This is a genomic window from Paenibacillus sp. IHB B 3084 (genome assembly GCF_001447315.1).
Taxonomy (GTDB): domain Bacteria; phylum Bacillota; class Bacilli; order Paenibacillales; family Paenibacillaceae; genus Paenibacillus.
In genome coordinates, this window is record NZ_CP013203.1 from 556,451 (window position 1) to 576,388 (window position 19,938).

At 44.6% G+C, this 19,938-nt stretch carries 19 protein-coding genes; all 19 read right to left on the reverse strand.

What is annotated here, in order from left to right; translation table 11 throughout:
• Nucleotides 1–6 precede the first annotated feature (6 nt).
• The 19 genes from ASL14_RS02605 to ASL14_RS02700 all read right to left on the reverse strand — a co-directional run bounded on the left by ASL14_RS02605 (nucleotide 7) and on the right by ASL14_RS02700 (nucleotide 19,935).
• Nucleotides 7–228: a YuzB family protein gene (locus ASL14_RS02605; protein ID WP_014280826.1), complete on the reverse strand. Its 222-nt coding sequence runs from the start codon at nucleotides 226–228 to the stop codon at nucleotides 7–9.
• Between the two features lie 23 nt (nucleotides 229–251).
• Nucleotides 252–554 carry a heme biosynthesis protein HemY gene (locus ASL14_RS02610; protein ID WP_014280825.1) on the reverse strand — a complete coding sequence of 101 codons (303 nt, stop codon included), beginning with the start codon at nucleotides 552–554 and terminating at the stop codon, nucleotides 252–254.
• A 189-nt stretch (nucleotides 555–743) separates the two neighbouring features.
• Entirely contained in the window at nucleotides 744–1,010 is a 267-nt protein-coding gene (locus ASL14_RS02615) for a hypothetical protein (RefSeq protein ID WP_134910339.1), read from the reverse strand.
• Between the two features lie 133 nt (nucleotides 1,011–1,143).
• A complete protein-coding gene (locus tag ASL14_RS02620; RefSeq protein ID WP_134910340.1) occupies nucleotides 1,144–2,400 on the reverse strand; it encodes a M14 family metallopeptidase in 1,257 nt (418 codons plus the stop codon).
• 117 nt (nucleotides 2,401–2,517) lie between these two features.
• The gene (gene racE / locus ASL14_RS02625) at nucleotides 2,518–3,327 is read right to left on the reverse strand and encodes a glutamate racemase (protein ID WP_134910341.1); all 810 of its coding nucleotides are present in this window, start codon (nucleotides 3,325–3,327) and stop codon (nucleotides 2,518–2,520) included.
• 207 nt (nucleotides 3,328–3,534) lie between these two features.
• The gene (locus ASL14_RS02630; RefSeq protein ID WP_134914356.1) at nucleotides 3,535–3,858 is read right to left on the reverse strand and encodes a YtxH domain-containing protein; all 324 of its coding nucleotides are present in this window, start codon (nucleotides 3,856–3,858) and stop codon (nucleotides 3,535–3,537) included.
• Between the two features lie 96 nt (nucleotides 3,859–3,954).
• Nucleotides 3,955–4,602, reverse strand: coding sequence for a helix-turn-helix transcriptional regulator (locus ASL14_RS02635; RefSeq protein ID WP_134910342.1), 648 nt, complete (start codon nucleotides 4,600–4,602; stop codon nucleotides 3,955–3,957).
• A gap of 8 nt (nucleotides 4,603–4,610) precedes the next feature.
• On the reverse strand, nucleotides 4,611–5,051 hold the full coding sequence (locus ASL14_RS02640) for a DUF86 domain-containing protein (RefSeq protein WP_134910343.1): 441 nt from the start codon (nucleotides 5,049–5,051) through the stop codon (nucleotides 4,611–4,613).
• A 23-nt stretch (nucleotides 5,052–5,074) separates the two neighbouring features.
• Entirely contained in the window at nucleotides 5,075–5,362 is a 288-nt protein-coding gene (locus tag ASL14_RS02645; RefSeq protein WP_134910344.1) for a Dabb family protein, read from the reverse strand.
• Between the two features lie 80 nt (nucleotides 5,363–5,442).
• Nucleotides 5,443–5,868 (reverse strand): phage holin family protein, encoded by a 426-nt coding sequence (locus tag ASL14_RS02650; RefSeq protein ID WP_134910345.1) that lies wholly within the window; start codon nucleotides 5,866–5,868, stop codon nucleotides 5,443–5,445.
• Between the two features lie 321 nt (nucleotides 5,869–6,189).
• Nucleotides 6,190–7,326, reverse strand: coding sequence for a polysaccharide deacetylase family protein (locus ASL14_RS02655; RefSeq protein ID WP_134910346.1), 1,137 nt, complete (start codon nucleotides 7,324–7,326; stop codon nucleotides 6,190–6,192).
• A gap of 810 nt (nucleotides 7,327–8,136) precedes the next feature.
• On the reverse strand, nucleotides 8,137–8,619 hold the full coding sequence (locus tag ASL14_RS02660; RefSeq protein ID WP_189338284.1) for a hypothetical protein: 483 nt from the start codon (nucleotides 8,617–8,619) through the stop codon (nucleotides 8,137–8,139).
• Between the two features lie 439 nt (nucleotides 8,620–9,058).
• Entirely contained in the window at nucleotides 9,059–9,583 is a 525-nt protein-coding gene (locus ASL14_RS02670) for a hypothetical protein (protein ID WP_134910349.1), read from the reverse strand.
• A gap of 62 nt (nucleotides 9,584–9,645) precedes the next feature.
• Complete coding sequence (locus ASL14_RS02675; RefSeq protein ID WP_134910350.1) at nucleotides 9,646–11,463, reverse strand: RHS repeat-associated core domain-containing protein; 1,818 nt, start codon at nucleotides 11,461–11,463, stop codon at nucleotides 9,646–9,648.
• A 265-nt stretch (nucleotides 11,464–11,728) separates the two neighbouring features.
• Nucleotides 11,729–12,385 carry a tetratricopeptide repeat protein gene (locus ASL14_RS02680; RefSeq protein ID WP_134910351.1) on the reverse strand — a complete coding sequence of 219 codons (657 nt, stop codon included), beginning with the start codon at nucleotides 12,383–12,385 and terminating at the stop codon, nucleotides 11,729–11,731.
• A 14-nt stretch (nucleotides 12,386–12,399) separates the two neighbouring features.
• Nucleotides 12,400–14,235, reverse strand: a complete 1,836-nt coding sequence (locus tag ASL14_RS02685; protein WP_223264172.1) for an RHS repeat-associated core domain-containing protein — start codon at nucleotides 14,233–14,235, stop codon at nucleotides 12,400–12,402.
• A 271-nt stretch (nucleotides 14,236–14,506) separates the two neighbouring features.
• Entirely contained in the window at nucleotides 14,507–14,827 is a 321-nt protein-coding gene (locus ASL14_RS02690; RefSeq protein ID WP_134910352.1) for a hypothetical protein, read from the reverse strand.
• Nucleotides 14,828–15,914: 1,087 nt separating this feature from the next.
• On the reverse strand, nucleotides 15,915–16,469 hold the full coding sequence (locus ASL14_RS02695) for a hypothetical protein (protein WP_134910353.1): 555 nt from the start codon (nucleotides 16,467–16,469) through the stop codon (nucleotides 15,915–15,917).
• A gap of 1 nt (nucleotide 16,470) precedes the next feature.
• Nucleotides 16,471–19,935 carry a polymorphic toxin-type HINT domain-containing protein gene (locus tag ASL14_RS02700; protein WP_134910354.1) on the reverse strand — a complete coding sequence of 1,155 codons (3,465 nt, stop codon included), beginning with the start codon at nucleotides 19,933–19,935 and terminating at the stop codon, nucleotides 16,471–16,473.
• Nucleotides 19,936–19,938: the final 3 nt, after the last annotated feature.

A 19,938-nucleotide genomic window follows, 5' to 3' on the forward strand; every position in this document is an offset into this window, starting at 1 on the left:
CTGGAATTATTTTATAAAACGCGCAGCCTTCTCCAATACTTCATCTTCTGTAGCTGCACTTATATAGCGTCCGTTCACATATACGAACGCGCGCTTCCCACAAGGTCCGCAATACGACTTGCAACCGATTTTGATCTCCGCATCCGGTGCCATCTTTTGCAGCTTGGGCAAGATTGTTTTCAAGCGAATATGATTGCATTCATCACATACGCGAATATCATTGGCCATCTGTCGTCCCTCCGTGCTCTGGCTTAGTGGTCGCCGTGATTACCTTGGGAAGGGTTAGTAATGACAAATCCTTCTTCGGGGAAATACAAGTAATCAATTTTCACGCCATCCAGCAGCGGCTGGCCGTTTTCCAAAATAACATCAATGCCTTTATCTGTAGATACGACGGTATCTGTTTCTTTAGGCGTGTCCAAATCCAGCCCGTAATGAGCATGATCTCCATGGGAATGAGTAATGACAACCCGCAGGCTCTTCCCTTGGTTTTCTTCTTTATCCAATTCAAGCTTCAATACTTTAGCAGCGTTGCGAGTAATTTTGCAATTCATCAACTTCATCTCCTTCATATTAATCAAATGAAGTGTGGTCCATCGGAGTATGAATATCCGTGCCACACAATTTAACAGGTAAGTTCAACAACTATAAACTGCAAATAGCCTCTACACTAGAAAGGCAATATTCCTATTGTAAAGAAAACTGCGAAAAATCGCAATCACGAAATTCACAAGCTTATATTCCTACCGGACACGTACACGCTGCTTCTCAAGCACATCGGGATATTTTCGTTCAGCGCGGGTCACAAACCAGTTCATCAGCAGCAGCGTCACCCCAATGTCGTCAATGGGCATAAAGGGCATGACATCCGGCAGTACCCAATAGAGCAGTACAGGAACGACAAACAGCAATTTTTCACCCAATGGAATTTTCGACGACGTAATAAACCGGGGCATGCGACGAAACACATGTGACCATTGACGGAGAGACAGTAATCTTTTCCACTTCATAGGTTGCTCACTCCATTTCCAATGCTCCTAAGTATATATACCCCATTGAAGGGACATGTAAGAGGAACACTTGTAAAAACACGTGCTCCTCCTAATACGTACTGATAAACTATGGCGTTTCAGGTCGACCCTTTTACCATGACAGCACCGTTGCCATTAACATGCCCACCTCTGCCGCAATATCGTCATAATCACGCATAGGCAGCGGATTTACGCCCAGCCCGACTTCAACGGTAAAACCAGGTTTGCCAAAGCGCTGTATAAACCAGTCCTTATACCCTGCATCACTGCCCCCCAGCTTTACCGCCCGGTATCCTGTCGCAGCCGCCAGCCGTGATGCCCAATCCCGACTCTCCTTTGGCTCCAAATCCCGGTAATTCCAATAGATTTCCTGTCCCTGACTGTGTATGGACAACACCATATCAAACTGTTCCCGCTCCGTCAGATCGACAAGCGCTTTAGCCTCTGGCTCAGACAAAGGTGCAGGACCCGCATAATCCCTTCTGGACGGACCTGTTTTGCCGCGTCTTCGCACCTCTTCCTCCCAATGCGCCGGAAACTGATCGTTGAGATCTACACCGCGAATGTTCGCCTTCCACCCACGATAATCAGCGCGGCCATCATTCCATTTTCTTAAGTCAGGATACAGGGGATGAGACGGAAGGACACCTTGTTGAACCAGTTCCACCCCGTCCGGATTGACCATGGGCACTACCCATAAGGAAGTACGGTTTAGCCAAGTCTGTGGAGAAACGCCATATATCCATGGAGGAGCATTACCTTGATCCTCTCGCTCATCGTGATGCTCCCCCTCTTCATTTCCATTCTTCCTGTCGACTCCTTGCGCATATCGCTCTACAAAACGCAGCAAACACGGTGTCGTCAGCCATTCATTGGCATGTACGGAGGCATTGGCGTGAATTTTCAGTGGTCCCCGTCCAATACGTACATAGGGAATATCCTTTCCCATGACACTGGTGCCGATGCTGCCAACTTCAATAAACGGATACCTTTGAGCCAGTGCCGCAAGATCTTCTCTCAAGTCCTCGTACCCATACTCCCCGCGCAAATGTATAATCTGATCCTGATGGTGTTCAGGGATAATGATTGTTTTTCCTTCCACAAAATCATGCTCCGCAAGTTCGGGATTAGCCTGCCGCAGTTCATCAAGCTCCACACCAAACTGCTTGGCAATGTGTCTGGCATGCTCACCGGGCTGAATAACGTATTTACGATCCATTGACGGACGAATGTACAGCACTTGACCACAAACCAGATAGGGTTGCGCGGCAGTCCATGGATTGTCTGCCATCAATGTATCTGCCGATAATTTAAAAGCCGAGGCGACCCGGTGCAAAGTATCTCCTTTTTGTACGATATATTCCCTCATCTTCTACGCCCCTTCCATCTGTCTTACTGCATGTTATGCAGACGCGGCGTGTCTTGATGAAGCGAATACCAAAACAGCCGATTCTTTTGTCTAATGACAAAAAAATCGGCCGTCTCGTCAATCGAGATTGGTGACCTGCCAAACAACAGGCGTTTGACGAATTTGCTCCCCAAGCCACTGTGCTGCGATACTCTGGAACAATTCCGGATCACCAGAACAAAAAAGCTGATGCACCGGTGTCTCATCCCCGGCTTCCAACTTGCCCTTGTTATACAAAATCGTACTCGTCTCACGAGCCGTTTCGTCTGCGGAGCTAATCAGCTTCACGTTGGGGCCCATCACTTCCTGAATCGTTTCCTTCAAAAAAGGATAATGCGTACAACCAAGAATCAGACAATCAATCGGGTACGCTTGAATCCGTCTCAATGTCTCCTCTACGACCTCTGATGTTGTCTCTGAACGGAACAATCCCTGTTCCACCAAAGGAACAAGCGAAGGGCAAGCATGGCTCACCACGTCTACATAGGGGGATAGTTGCTTCAGCGCAGCCGTATAGGCTCCGCTTCGGATTGTACCTACAGTCCCAATCACCCCGACATGCCCGGTGGCTGTTGCGCTAATTGCAGCACGTGCCCCGGGGTGGATGACTCCAATCACCGGAATGGATACCTTTTGGCTAATATAGTCCAATGCCGCGGCTGTTGCCGTGTTGCAGGCAATAATAATGACTTTCGGATCAAATTGAATCAGAAAATCAACCATTTGCTCTGTAAATTTCTTAACCTCTTCCGATGGCCGGGGTCCATACGGGGTGCGCGCAGTGTCTCCAAAATAAATGATTTTTTCCCTTGGAAGTTGACGCATGACTTCTTTAACAACCGTCAGACCTCCTACACCGGAATCCAATATTGCAATCGCTTGCTGCACGTACACACCGCTTCCTTTTTGTTCAAGTATGAGTCGTTCCCTCTTGGGAAGCTATCCGTTGCTACATACCTTATGTTGTATTCGAGTAAAGGGTACCCCAAAATATTACCCGAAAAAGGGAAAGCGATCAACAAAGAGGCTTCATCCCAACAGGAGAAGCCTCGAAGCGAATCCATATTCAGCTAAATTATATTGGTTTAGAGTTGCTTACAGGGAATCCTTTTTGATATCTTCTTGAACAGGATCGGATGAAATGCTGACTTCAGGAAGAACTCCGCCTTTTTTGCGAAATTGCCCGATTTCATGAATAACCGCTGAGGCCGTATCCTTAATTTTATCGGTATACTCAATAGAGGTATCTGTAATTTTCCCGGCCAGTTCCTGCCCCTTATCACTGACTAGACGTGCCTGATCCGTAATGTCCTGACGCAGATCACGACCTGACTTGGGGGCAAACAACAGCGCAGCGAGCGAACCGGCAATGCTACCTGCCACCGCACCACGGATAAAGCTTTTGTGGTTTTCTTTCATCATCATCTCTCCCTTATGCCCGGGCGAATGCCCATCTGTTAATGCATTATAAGCAGGGAGAGCTTGTCATGACACAGCGAACGACCATAAAAGCTCCTACTTTTTTCGGGACCGGATACGATACAGGCAGCAACGTCCTCCATCCGCCAAGCAATCCTCACGAACAACCTCGGCATCAAGCAGCTCCTCGAACATTTGCTGCTCACATTCACAAGCCTTGCGGTAACGGCCTGCGATTTGAGAAATCGGACAATTGTATTCCACAATAGAGTAGCTCCCGTCCTCTTCTTCCCGCCACTCCGCCATATAACCGGAGGCGTTCTGAATGCCGGAAAGCTTTTCCACACGTGAAGCCAGCGTGGTCTCGCTCTCTATCTGAGGGGCGTAACGCTTCATCATTTTGCGTTTTCTGCCGTCAAACAGAGAGTAAACAGCTTCCATTCCCTGCTCTTCATCCAGTTCCCCCAGTAGTTCCAGCAACAAATGATCATAATTGCGGGGAAACTGCTCACTTCCCTGCTCGCTCAGACTGTACAAAAACGTCGGACGTCCCATCGCCTGCCGCACTACGGTAGCGACGATGAGACCATCCTGCTCCATCAATTTGAGATGCCTGCGCACCCCCATTTCGGTAATGCCCAATTGAGCTGCCAAGCTTCCGACGCCCACAGGTCCCTTGGTTTTCAACAATGTCATAATCATGCGCCTGGTGGGCATTTCGGGAACGATATACTTATCCGTCACTTTAGCCTTTACACTCCCTCGGGCTGCGGACCCAATTCCTTATTTAAATAGTCATGCACACTGGATGCAAAACGCTCCAATAGCTCGGGCAGCTCAGGTGTGAGCGGATGAAGGCTCGTCCGGTCCCAATGGAAATATTCCTGCACCAAGGGTTTCCGCAAGGCGACCAGCTCCATGATCGGATTAAACACGGTATCATCCAGTACGCCCTCTTCATGAATGATACCGATAATATCCTCGTAGCTGCTGGCATCGCGCATAATAAATCCATCAATGATATAGCTTCCTACGTCCGTTACCGTTTCAATCGCCAGATGTAGGCAGCGCTCCTGCACCAGTCCCTGCAACAAATCTCCGTTCCAAGCGGCCGTTATGCGGCGGAGTCCTGCAGCAATGTCGGGAACGGCACCTAGTCGAAGCTCAATTTGCTCCCGGTTGACATAATACAAGGTCCTTCACCTCCCGAACCGCTTCAAATTTCATAATCAACTGCGATCGATACATCTTTCACTTCATTCATGTGTACAATGATCTCCTGATGCACAGGGTGTATCTGATACGTCTGCAGATCCTCCAGTGTTTCGACAACAGCCGTAAGGGAAATATCATAAGATCGTTCCGAACGAATCACATCCGTACCTACTTCGAGTGATAGAAGTTCTTTGATTTTACCATTCATGCTGCGCAAGACGGACGCCGTATGCTCAATGCTTTCAGGGGAGCGTTCTTTCAATTTGAACAAAACAATATGTTTAATCATGCGTATAGGCTCCTTATCTTAAAATGTTCTCTTGAAAATTTTATCATAACGTCCCGCATACGGAAAGAAACTTCGTAATTCTAGCGATCTTTTCCACCATCTTTCCCGGCAGACTCCTTGTCCTTCAGCAGAGCAAAAAAATTCTTGAGCTTCGGTGGGAGCGGCAAGCCCATGCGTGAGCAGTTTTCCGTAATCGAGATTAATTCATTGGATAAATAAAAATACGTCGCCGCCCCTTTCATCATTTCAGTGCCCATCAGGAGGTCTACATGATGTGCCAAAGAAATCACCATCAGCATCAAAGCCTTCCTCGTCAATCCCCAAAACCCTGCTTTGCTGCTCAAGCCTTCCCCAGTCTTAATCGCTGCGGCAACCCCAGTCACATAATCAATAGCCATTGCAACCGTGAACAGCACCATAAGCTGATTCCAGCCGCCAAATGCAAAGGTAATAATGGCACCTGTGGTAGCGCAAAACATACTAAACATAGCGGGGTTAATATTCATACCTGTTCCTCCTCTCGGGGCGGTTACTGCAATATATGCAGCGACGTGGCAACCCGTAAAGTCATATGACCTGAAGAGGGAACTGAAATCATAGATTCATATAAAACAAGCTGCAAACCTCATGATTTTCTGTGCACACACGACAAAAAACACCCTAAAAAACCTAATAAATAGTTTTAAAGGTGTCTTTACTTCCTTATTGGGCAATGTAACGCTTGTTTATCCAAGACCTGATTTCTGCTTACCGCTTATATAAAAAAACAGACCCCCCCTCTTCAAAAAATAAAGTAGGGTAGCCTGTTTTTCTGACAAGCTATTCAATTAACGATGATCATTCCAAAAATTAAGTGGAGTCAGATTGCCATTCAACGGCTCAAAAGAATAGCCTTCCTTCTGCAAAGCCGCCATAATCTGTGGAAGTACCTTGATCGTAGATGGCTTATCATGCATAAGAACGACAGGTGTTCTGCCTTGTTTTTTCAATCTTCTAATATCACTCAGAACAGTTTGTTCAAAATGCTCTGGATTTTTGGTATAACGCCAATCGTTGGAATCTACATTCCAATCCCAAATATGATAGCCCGCACCCGTCAGCTGATCACGGAATGCTTTCTTCAAATACGGTTTGCTGCCATAAGGAGTACGAATCAAAGAAGTGCGTTGCCCAGTTGCCTGGAATAAAATCTCATTATCCTGATTCATTTCTGCAAGCGCCGCTGCCGGAGAAGCATAGATTTTCTTCACCTGGTGCGACATCCCGTGCAAGCCCAAGCCATGACCCGCCTCTACCATTCTCTTCATAACTGCACTATGTTCACGAATTTCCGGTCCCAGCATAAAGAAAGTAGCCTTGGCATTATATTTATCCAAAATATCCAACAGTTGTGAAGTATGCGCCGTAGGACCATCATCAAAGCTCAAATAAATCGTTCGGCTCGATGAGGAAGCGTTCCCCTTGGTTCCTGCATTGCTAGTTTTGCCGGGCTTCACGGCTGCATACTGTTTAATTTCTGCGGCAAATTTATTCAAAAATTGTGTATCAGACAAGCTCGCATTCGCGTTCTGAATCCGATATAGATTGCTTGAAGGTATCGTGATGGTAAAACCGAAGGCATCCGCCAATGTGCGAATTGGCACCATCGTACGTCCTCCGCGCTCAAAAACATCACCCTTGGTCAGATCCAGCGTAAAGCTGCGATTATGTCCGGTCAACACCAATGTACGTCCGCTAGCCGAAGTGGAGATCCCCATCTTTTGACCTAATGTAACGATAGGTACATACAACTTGTCATTTTCCATCACTGGCCGAATCGTATTAGAGTCCAGTAATACATCATTGACCCCCAGCAAAGGAGCCTTCGCTTGAGCACTTGCCGTATTCGTATGTATGCCCAACAGACCCAAACAACAGATTGCCATCAAACATACAGCCATCCATTTTACTTTCAAAAACTTCATTACTTACACCATCCTGTGCTGTATTTTATATTGTGCGGGAGCTATCTCTAGCTTGTCTATGAAGTTATACAGACATGACGATATAGACATGGCAATATAGACATTCACTAAACATATAGAACATAAACGCATCTCAACCGATTGAATCGGAACGCCTTTCCTTTCCCCCTATATATATTAATAGATTACCAGAGTATAGTATGTAAATATAGTGAAACAATTCGACAACAATCTCGCAATACCCCCGCCCACCGAGGTTACAAAGTTGTGAATAAATTGGCTGAGTTAAAATGCAAGCTATTAATAAATTCTTTTAGTTGAACTAGAGCTTATGAAACAAGCCTTTCATGAATTTCGTACACAGTATTAATGGCTAGAACAGACCACTTGCCCTTTACAGTCATACAATAATTATTGAAACGGCATTAAGACATTCTTCTGAAAATAAGATAACTTCTTTTTTCCGAACCTGCTCTTATCTTCATAAAAGAAAGAGATTCCCTAGTCTTAATTCTCCTTATTGCTTCCAAGTTGTAGAGAACTCCTTCACCATCAATTGCATTATACTCTGTAATTAAACGTGACTCTACGGCAATAGTTTTAAATATATTTAATTCAGCTTTATGGCTGTACCCATTGTACTCTTATACTTCCCTATCATGAAATTCCCATATTCAATTCATCTGCATAAAATACCCCAATGAGTCCAATGCAAATGAAAAACCTTGAAGGAATTTATCCCTCAAGGCGAATTTAGCTTTACTCTGAACCAAAATCTCTACTCTTTCACAATGTATAATGTTCTTCTGGTTAGTATAAATATTCCGTCTTTAGTCGCAGGCATAAATTCTTGCCCGCTCGGGTCAACATACCCATCGGATTATTCGCAACACATGCATACCAGTTCAAGCTTTGCGGATCGCTTATCTCACCTTGATACGTATCCTCGCCATTTTGCGTACGTCCGATGATGTTTTTATTCCCATCCCGCTCATACCCAAATTGGTGCAGCGCTGTACCGCCTTGCTCTACTGTAACTCCAGACAAATCCAGTCCGTTATAGCTGAATCGCGTACTCAGCCCTCGGCTTGAAGACTGACCTTTCAGCAACCCATTCGGTGCATACTCAAATGTCATGCGGTCCAGTGATCCACCCACAGCAGCACTCGCTCCTGCCACACTCTGTACGTTGGCTGTCCCTGCTCCACTGCTAACGTCCATTTGAGTCACTTGGCCCAAACTATCCAGCCTGGACTGGACATGCATAGACGTTCCAGAAGCATCGGTCAGCACATAACCTGTGCGAGACTGCTTGTTGTACTCGTAGGTTATTTGCGTGCCGTCCGGGTACTTTAAGTCCGGTCAACGACCCATTTGCTGGATCATAGGCATACGAGGTCGTTCCCTGCCCATCTGTCATGCTGGTTCGGCGTCCCGCAAGGTCATAGGTATAATTGGTTTTAAAATCCGGTCCCGCCGCTTCGGTAACCAGCCCACCATAGTATTTATTACAATAGCATGAAGTAAGCGCAATTAAGGACTGATAATTAAAAAAAAACCACAACACGAAACTATATCGCATTGTGGTAAAATATTCAAAAATCCTATTTCAATATTTGCGCAGTCCCCGCCTCTACATCAATTAGAAAAACTCTGGGATCCATACCATACCTCCCATTTTTATGTTCGTCCAGTGTAGACAACTCGTATTGATTCGGTACATTTGTCGGTTTTAAAATCCCCCAAGCCCAGTCCTCGCTACCTCCACCTGAATAGCCCTCATTTTCCTTTCTAATTGAAATAGCGATATTTTTTCTTCTCCTGTTGAAATATTTTTCAAGTGCAATTGTTCCCTACTATTCCTCTGGAAAGGATTAATTAAATCAATGCGATATTCATATTTTTGATCTGAAGTTAAGCGTATTGGATCACTATCAACATTATCATATAGCCATCCTCGAGTGGGAGTTCCATCTACTAAATAATAAGAAAAAAATAGTAAAGATAACATCAATATTGCTGACACCAAATATTTTATCCCACTAAATGGTGCCCATCCCTGCCAAATATACGTTAACGATATTAATACAATTATAATTGACGGAACTCCAAATAAAACCAATGTAGCGGTTCCCAAGATATCATGTCCATGTTGAAAGCCCCCCGTTGAGCCTAAAATAAACCATATGAAAGCCGCTATATTTATAAGAATAGGTATCATCCATATTATTTTGAACCAGATAGGCATTTTACTCATTTACTCCCTCCTGTCTATGTTTGATTTTTTACTTTTCAATTTATATCATATCTAAATAGCGCTTATCCTTTTAAAGTGTTGCTCAGTTTTTTCATTGAATTTTTATACCTTGCTTCAGAAAAATTATGTTGTAACAAAAGTGGCTTTACGTATTTATCCAATGTATTAGGATTATTATGCATTACAGAATGGGCTTCAATTCGATGTGTAGAAAAATATGAAGATAATTTAACTTTAACATTTTCAGCGCCACTGAATGTACGCATCGCTTGCCCCAAAGTCCAAATACTCCCTCCAAGTTCTTTTTGTACTAAATCATAATCGTTATATACATTGATATGTTGTCCTACATCCGTTTTCAGCTTATACCCTCGTACTGGTGTCGCAATGGTGATAAGAGTATCAACGTGCACCCCACGTTTAGCCAAGATGTTAGTTGCCATGATGGAAACATTACCTCCGTGACTATGCCCCATGATTCGTATCGGTTCTTTTGGATGGGTCTGATGATAATTATAAATTTCATTTGCTACAATTTCTGCACCCTTAACGCGGGCTCCATTCTTATTCTTACCGCTCCATCGCGGAGTATCAATCGGTTCATGAAAAAGTTCCTTTTCGATGTAATTTTTACTATTATTCCATGTATTTAGATAAGCAAAAGTACCGTGAACTAGCCAAACTTTATGCCCACTTGGATCAGTGTACTTCAACGGATTATTGGCTACATACGCATACCAATTCAAGCTCTGCGGATCACTCATCTCTCCCTGATACGTATCCTCGCCCATAAAACGCGCTGTGCCCGGATCATACCAGCGGGCTCGCAAATACTGGAGTCCGGTCGTGTCATCCCAATACTCACCAGCATAACGTAGCACGTTCGGTACGGTCTCTTTCACCGTCTCCGGGCCGCCCCAAATGTCGTAGCTGTAGCTGTTCAGTTCCTTGCCCATACTATCACCCAAGCCCACCACATCACCGTGACCATTCAACTGATAATATTGCAACTGTTCGCTTGCTTTATCTTGTCTAGCCCACAGTTGACCGGACAAGTCATACACATAGACATACGTGATCTTCGCTGCTCCACCTTCGACCTCGGCCTCCGCCATCAGCTTCGCTTCTTCGTCATAGTAATACCGGGTCGTTTTACCGCCCTCTGTACGCTCGTACAGAAGCCCGTCTCCGTTATAGCTGTACCCGACCTCTTTGCCCTCACCGCTCACATTTGTCAGACGACTGACGGAATCATAGCCATAACTGGCGTTTTCCATACCGAACACTTTGCCGCTGCCTTCCGCGCTTCGGTTTCCATTCGGATCGTAGCCGTAGGTCTTGTTCTTCTCACCTGCGGCTTCGCTGGCTATTCGGTTTGACGGGTCGTATCCAAATTGATCCGTGGTTCCGTTTTGTGTACGTCCGATGATGTTTTTATTCCCATCCCGTTCATAACCAAATTGGTGTAGCGCCGTACCGCCTTGCTCCACCGTTACCCCGGACAAGTCCAGTCCGTTATAGCTGAATCGCGTACTCAGCCCTCTACTCGAAGACTGACCCTTCAGCAAACCATTAGGAGCATAATCAAACGTCATGCGATCCAGTGATCCACCCGCTGCAGCCGTCGTCGCCCCTGAAAGACTCTGCACATTTGCTGTATCGGCTCCACTGCTAACGTCCATTTGAGTAACCCGGCCCAAGCTATCCAGCTTGGACTGGACATGCATAGACGTTCCAGAAGCATCGGTCAGCACATAACCTGTGCGAGACTGCTTGTTGTACTCGTAGGTTATTTGCGTGCCGTCCGGGTACTTTAGTCCGGTCAACGACCCATTTGCTGGATCATAGGCATAGGAGGTTGTTCCCTGCCCATCTGTCATGCTGGTTCGGCGTCCCACAAGGTCATAGGTATAATTTGTTTTAAAATCCGGTCCCGCCGCTTCGGTAACCAGCCTGTCCGCGTTATATTGAAAGGTGACTGCTCCGATTTATTTGTAAATATATATAATAAATTATAATAAAAAACCACAACACGAAACTATATCGCATTGTGGCTAAATGTTTAAAATCTTGTATAGAGAAGAAAGAGCTTGTAGGCGAGGCTCTTGGAAATTTCGTAATTCCCCTTTTTAAGGCCTTTCACATTTAGTTTTGTATCAATTTATTAAGAGAGTGATACGTATCTTCAGTCATAAATACTCCAGTTATCCTCTCATTTACAAAGCGAACTATATCGAGTGGATCATAATCAATATTGGAATCTATATAAATTAATTTAACGTTTGATATCCCCTTCCGAATCAATTTTTTTCCTAATTCTTTATCGCCCTTACCTAGATAGTGCATCCCCAAATCAGTGAAATTAGTAACATGTTTTGGACACTCTTGTATCGACTCATTTAATAATGAATCAAATTTACAAATGTCCATACTCTTGTAATGCCAAGCAAGAATGTAAGACAATATGGAGGAAACTTCACAATTTACTGTACTTTTTAGTTCGAGCGCTTTCCTTACCAGCTTTTCATCTAAGCCACCTAAATACCAATCGGAGAAGAACAACATTAAGACAAAAAACAACAAATTGTCCTTGTGAAAGGCTAGAGCATTGTTGAGATACTTAGTAGCTCGTTCATAATCTTCAATCGGAGAAAGTGTCTCCAAAATGACCAATCTAGCCCAACCATCAACATCATTTGGATTTACTTTCACATAGTCTAGCATTAGTCTTTCTGCTTCCTCAAGAGAATCCCTACTAGCAACTAATTTTGATACAGTCTCTTGCAATTTTATATCTTCCATTTTACCACTCCAATTTATTTAATGAGGTTTCCAATTACCCTGTCAGCAGTTCCCATAAAGGTATTCACATTAATAACTGCACCATTTTCAACGTAAAATCTTATTGTTACATCATATCCGTTAATTTTGGTATGCATTTGGTTTGAACCTTGTTTTAACTTAGAGGGATCTACAGAGCCAATTTTTCCAGTTATGCTACTGAATATTGATTGTTTATCTTTTCCTAATTTCATTATCCCGTCTTTAATATGGTCGGTTGAGAATACATGTTTCTGATATCGATTAAACAAGTCTGTCTTGAAGCTGATTTTTGTAAAACCTGTTGTTCTTCCCTTAACAGACTTTCCACCAGTATTACCAATCATCCCCATCGCAGCTATGCCAAGGACTTCGGCATCGGTCCACTTTTGGTATGCACTTAACAACTGTCCTCTAGCCCAATCTGACTTGCCTGCACTATTCTTATAGCCACTCGTTCCCGTTAACAGGTCGTATAAGTAATTATACTGGTTTGCTCCTCCAAAAACCGACGAAAAATCGTATCGTTTCCGTATGAAGTCCTTGTATAACTGATAATCCTGATTCTTGCTGGAACTCGATTTAACCCTCGCTTCATTTAGTAATATTCTAAGTTCCTGATAATCAAGGGTTTCGAAATAATGTCCACTTGGATCAATATAAATTAACGGATTATTCGCTACATACGCATACCCATTCAAGCTTCGCGGATCACTCATTTCTCCCTGATACGTATCCTCGCCCATAAAACGGGCTGTGCCTGGATCATACCAGCGGGCTCGCAAATACTGGAGTCCGGTCGTGTCATCCCAATACTCGCCAGCATAACGCAGCACGTTCGGAACAGTCTCTTTCACCGTCTCCGGGCCGCCCCAAATGTCGTAGCTGTAACTATTTAGCTCCTTGCCTGTGCTGTCACTCAGGCCCACCACATCCCCGTGACCGTTGAGCTGATAATATTGCAGCTGTCCACTGGCCTTGTCTTGTCTGGCCCACAGTTGACCGGACAAGTCATACACATAGACATACGTGATCTTCGGCGTTTCACCTTCGACCTCAGCTTCTGCCATCAGCTTCGCTTCTTCGTTGTAGTAATACCGGGTCGTTTTGCCACCCTCCGTACGCTCGTACAGCAGTCCGTCTCCATTGTAGCTGTATCCGACCTCTTTGCCCTCACCGCTCACCTTCGTCAGACGGCTGACGGAATCATACGTATATTCAGCGTTTTTCATGCCGAACACTTTGCCGCTGCCTTCGGCGCTTCGGTTTCCATTCGGATCGTAGCCATAGGTCTTGTTCTTCTCACCTGCGGCTTCGCTGGCAATTCGGTTTAACGGGTCATATCCAAACTGGTCTGTCGTTCCGTTTTGCGTACGTCCGATGATGTTTTTATTGGCATCCCGCTCATAACCAAATTGGTGTAGCGCTGTACCGCCTTGCTCTACCGTAACCCCGGACAAATCCAGTCCGTTATAGCTGAATCGCGTACTCAGCCCTCGGCTTGAAGACTGACCTTTCAGCAACCCATTCGGTGCATAATCAAACGTCATGCGATCCAGTGATCCGCCCGAAGCAGCACTGGCTCCTGTCAGACTCTGTATGTTGGCTGTACCTGCTCCACTGCTAATGTCCATTTGAGTCACTCGGCCCAAGCTGTCCAGCTTGGACTGGACGTGCATAGACGCTCCAGAAGCATCGGTCAGTACATAGCCTGTGCGAGACTGCTTATTGTACTCATAGCTGATTTGCGTACCATCCGGGTACTTCAGCCCGGTCAACGACCCATCTGCTGGATCATAGGCATACGAGGTTGTTCCCTGCCCATCTGTCATGCTGGTTCGGCGTCCCACAAGGTCATAGGTATAATTGGTTTTAAAATCTGGTCCCGCCGCTTCCGTAACCAGCCTGGCCACGTTATATTGAAAGGTGATTGCTCCGATTTATTTGTAAATATATAGATAAATTATAATAAAAAAATAAAAAACCACAACACGAAACTATATTGCATTGTGGCTAAATGTTTAAAATCTTGTATAGAGAAGAAAGAGCTTGTAGGCGAGACTCTTGGAAATTTTGTCATTTCCCTTTTAAGGCCTTTCACATTTAAGTTTGTATCAATTTATTAAGAGAGTGATACATATTTTCAGTCATAAATACTCCAGTTATCCTCTCATTTACAAAGCGAACTATATCGAGTGGATCATAATCAATATTGGAATCTTTATAAATTAATTTAACGTTTGATACTCCCTTCCAAATCAATGTTTTTCCTAATTCTTTATCCCCCTTATCTAGATAGTGCTTTCCCAAATCAGTGAAGTTAGTAATATGTTTTGGACACTCTTGTATCGACTCATTTAATAATGAATCAAATTTACAAATGTCCGTACCCTTGTAATGCCAAGCAAGAATGTAAGACAACATGGAGGAAACTTCATAATTTACTGTACTTTTTAGTTCGAGTACTTTCCTTATCAGCTTTTCATCTAAACCGACTAAATACCAATCGGAGAAGAACAACATTAAAACAAAAAAACAACAAATTATCCTTGTGAAAGGCTAGAGCATTGTTGAGATACTTCGTAGTTCGTTCATAATCTTCAATCTGTCTTGAAGCTGATTTTTGTAGAGCCTGAATGCTTCTCCGTTTTTGTTCGATAGTTTGATTAAAACACAAATGATCCGAAAAAGATCAATTCCCTCAAATTTCCCATCTTACGGGTCACAGTTCATTTTGCTGTGTAGGTGTTTTTTTCATTGTCCACTGAATGGGGCCTTGACCAGGGTTGATGAGGGTTAAGTGCGTTTGAACCTAGGTGCCCGAATCATTCGGCACTGGTTGGGGATAAAAGAAAGACCTTGAGGACTGTTGCCCCCAAGATCAAACTTCTCTTAGTTTACTGATTTGCTTTGTCAAGCAATGACTCTAGTTGAACTATTCGTTGGCTCATTCGTATGGAAGGGTTAATTTGAACTAGTTCTGCAATAAAATCTGTCGTTTTATTAATTGGTGGCTAGCCTTACCACATGACCTACTCTTTATGTAAACTGGTCGTCACCAGATTGCTTGCTTTCTTCGTCGTAACTATCGCTATAATGTTCAGTTCTGTTGCGGACAAAATCAAATTATTCGATTTAACCGCCCCTACTCTTAATAGTGGTGGTTACTATCCTAAAAGTTGTGATTCAATTGCCTTTCAGCCTCTCTATCGGGGCGACGTATTCTACAGTTGCGATGAATATTGAAAAAAACGAAAGAAAGAGAAGATAACAAAATACAGGTAAATCATGGTGGTATCTGACCATAATCGACCTGAATAATGTAACGGTATAGCGCTATATAGGTTATACTCTTAAAGCATTTACGTGCGTACAGGGGGCATTGAAAAATTTCTTGTACTGGTATTACATGGGTGATGCTTAATTAGATTCAGACGCCCAATTCATTCGGCACTGGGTGGGGGTAAAAGAAAAGACCTTGGAGCGTATCGCCCTCAAGGTCTGAAGCAAACTATGAAAACTGTTTTAGAAAATCATGTACCCAATCAATATTAGAATTGTACTCTCTTTGGTTATGCTCCCAATACTCGATAAATCTTTGCTTGCAGGTCTCATAATGGGGGTATATCGTCTGAATCTTTTTTATCAACTCTTTGCTACCGCCCAAAACAGCATGACCTTCATGCGAAATAATCACTCCCCAATTGCCGCTAGTCGAATAAATTGCGTTTTCTAATACAATTGGAATATTTGTATAATCCTCATAAGTAGATGAAATCTCTCCTATCCAGTGACCATACTCGTATGAATCGCTTGATAGCGATGTGGAGAAGCAATCACCTTCAATTTCGGATGTGAAAAATTTATCTTCCCCAATACGACTGATTGCTTGACAGAGAACATTAAACTGCTCTTCTTGAAGGTAATACCCGTCTGTAGGAAATAAGAGCAGTTTAGCTTGGATAGAGTCTGTGTATGCATTATCGAAAGGGTCTTTATTCTTAAACACCTTTAAAAAATTGCTCTCAAGGACTTTAAGGGTTTCACTATCACTGATTTTTTTCATATCAATCCTCCAAGAACTTGATTTTCCTTATTCCACTAATTCCATTCACATCAATTGTTGGAGGGCCTGATTTAGAAGCCGCCCGATAAGTAAATGTAACACTATTTGCATCTTTACCGACAAACACTCCTGATGAAACTTCTTTAAAGTCGCTTACTTGTTCTTTAAAGAAATTAAAAGCATCATCTGCATTTCCTGTTATTTTCCTTATATCCTTCTGGTCAGCCTGCGCTAATTTCTTCAAGTCATCGGCACTAAACTTCCCCCAACAATTAGTATTGTGAACCCAAATACCAAGGTCACTCACGAAATAAGTATGGAACTCATCAACTGTCATGTTATAAACCGTAACCTGCTTGTGCTCCAGTTCAATACTGTCTATCTTGAGTGTATTGCCATCGCTCTGAACAAGCAAATCTCCAACTTTCAAGTCCTTGACAAAAGTCCATCCTTTGCCCTCCACCCAGAATGGATGGTTAAACGTAGACTCAATCGTCTGGTCGCCCACATGAATCTTGTAAATCTCATCCGTCTCATGATTGAACGTAGCCGTAACCTCTTTATACGCTACTTCACCAGTCTCTTCATCCTTGGAAAGAACCTTATCTCCGACTTCGATGTCTTCGATATTCTTCTCCCTTTCGTCTGTTTGAACCTTCGTACCCGCTGTAAAGCAGTTACAAGGGAGCGCTTTGGCTGCTTTTAGATTTTTTTCTGACAATTCGACAGATCGTTCAATATATCTTCCTTCTTTACTCGTCAGCTTTATAATCAATTTTCCGCCTTTAACAAACTTACCCACGGGAATAAATCCTACGGCCGCAAGTGTTTTGTCAAAGGTAGATGCTTTGGGATCAAGCAGCGTGTTAATATCATCCACAATCATGAAGTTGGCTACTGCCGTGGATGCCTGTATGGTTCCTGCTTTAAACTCATTCCAGCAAGTCCCCATCCCTACTCTTTCACAATGAATAATAGTTTTCTGGTTGGTATAAAATATCCCGCCTTTAGTCGTAGGCATAAATTCATGCCCACTAGGGTCTACATATCCAAGCGGATTATTCGCCACATACGCATACCAGTTCAAGCTTTGCGGATTGCTGATCTCGCCCTGATACGTATCCTCGCCCATAAAACGGGCTGTGCCCGGATCATACCAGCGAGCCCGTAGGTACTGGAGCCCAGTCGTATCATCCCAATACTCGCCAGCATAGCGCAGCACATTCGGTACGGTCTCTTTCACCGTCTCCGGGCCGCCCCAAATGTCGTAGGTGTAACTATTTAGCTCCTTGCCTGTGCTGTCACTCAGGCCCACCACATCACCGTGGCCATTCAGCTGATAATATTGCAGCTGTCCGCTTGCCTTGTCTTGTCTGGCCCACAGTTGACCGGACAAGTCATACACATAGGCATACGTGATCTTCGCCGCTCCACCTTCGACCTCAGCTTCCGCCATCAGCTTCGCTTCTTCATCGTAGTAATACCGGGTCGTTTTGCCACCCTCCGTACGCTCGTACAGCAGCCCGTCTCCGTTATAGCTGTATCCGACCTCTTTCCCTTCACCGCTCACATGGGTCAGACGACTGACGGAATCATAGCCATAACTGGCGTTTTCCATACCGAACACTTTACCGCTGCCTTCGGCGCTTCGGTTTCCATTCGGATCGTAGCCGTAGGTCTTGTTCTTCTCACCTGCGGCTTCGCTGGCCACTCGGTTTGACGGGTCATATCCAAACTGGTCTGTTGTTCCGTTTTGTGTACGTCCGATGATGTTTTTATTCCCATCCCGCTCATAACCAAATTGGTGCAGCGCCGTACCGCCTTGCTCTACCGTTACCCCGGACAAATCCAGTCCGTTATAGCTGAATCGCGTACTCAGCCCTCGGCTTGAAGACTGACCTTTCAGCAACCCATTCGGTGCATACTCAAACGTCATGCGGTCCAGTGATCCACCCACAGCAGCACTCGCTCCTGCCACACTCTGTACGCCCGCTGTCCCTGCTCCACTGCTAACGTCCATTTGAGTCACTTGGCCCAAACTATCCAGCTTGGACTGGACATGCATAGACGTTCCAGAAGCATCGGTCAGCACATAACCTGTACGAGACTGCTTATTGTACTCGTAGGTTATTTGCGTGCCGTCCGGGTACTTCAGTCCAGTCAACGACCCATTTGCTGGATCATAGGCATAGGAAGTCGTACCCTGCCCATCTGTCATGCTGGTTCGGCGTCCTGCATTGTCGTAGGTGTAATTGGTTTTAAAATCGGGGCCTGCCGCTTCGGTAACCAGCCCGTCCGCATTATATTGAAAAGTGATCGCTTCCGATTTCCCTGTCAGCATACGGGTGATATTTCCATCCGTATCATAAATATTTAATGTTGTTCCTCCACTTGATTTCTCAAGCAGCGTCCGTCTGCCCAGTTCGTCATAGGAGTACACATTCTTTTGCCCATCAGGATATTGAACGGTCTTCACATTTCCGGCCAGATCATACGTATAGCTAACCTGCTGTCCGGATGGATCGGTGACCGAAGTCATTTGTCCCAGAGCATCGTAATCATAGGTCATACGTTGGCCGTTACCGTCCGTCCGGCTAGTGACCATACCCGCATGATTATAAGCTAACGACTCCAGCGGCTGAAAGGATCCATTTTTAGCTTCTTGGGTGGAGGTCACACGCCCCAAAGCATCCGATACCTCACGCACGCGATAGCCGGACGCATCCGTCTGAGTAACGGTACGATCCACCGCATTATACGCCACAGTATCCGTTGTTCCATCCGCATAGGTCGACTTCACAAGTCGTCCAAACGCATCGTAAGCATAGCGAGTGGTCGCCTGCTCTGCATCCGTGCTTTCTACCCTATCTCCATGATCATCATAACCATATCCGTAGATCGCGTCATCCACCTGCTGCTGGAGCATCTGTCCGAATGGATTATACAGTCTTTCAGCGCTCACGCCATCCGGTCCGGTGACGGTGACATCGTTCGTATCATCCTTATATACCACAACCGTTTGAGTTCCATCCGGATAAGTAACCTTCGTTACACGCCCCAACGCGTCATACACATAGGACTCCGTTTTGCGCTTGGCATCGGTTTGGGACTTGATTTCTCCGGTCGGATAGTAATCATACGTATACTCAACACCTTTAGGCAAAAGCTGCCTTGTCGGGAGCTGAGAACCATAGGGAGAATCATAATCAATAGAAACATCCGTATAATTTCTATCATCAATGAGAACTTTCTGACCGCTTACATTCCCTTTTGCATTGTAAAAAGTATACCTGTGTGATAAAAGCTTCCCCTGCGCTGTGCCTTCATAACTTTTCTGCTCGTACAATTGGCCCTCTGCTTTATAGGTTCGAACTGTCGTTCCGGTTTTTCCTTCACTGATTTTGCTAACCGTCTGAACAGGTTGTACCCAGAAAAAAGGCTCATTAGAGGCTTTATACGTATGCACCGT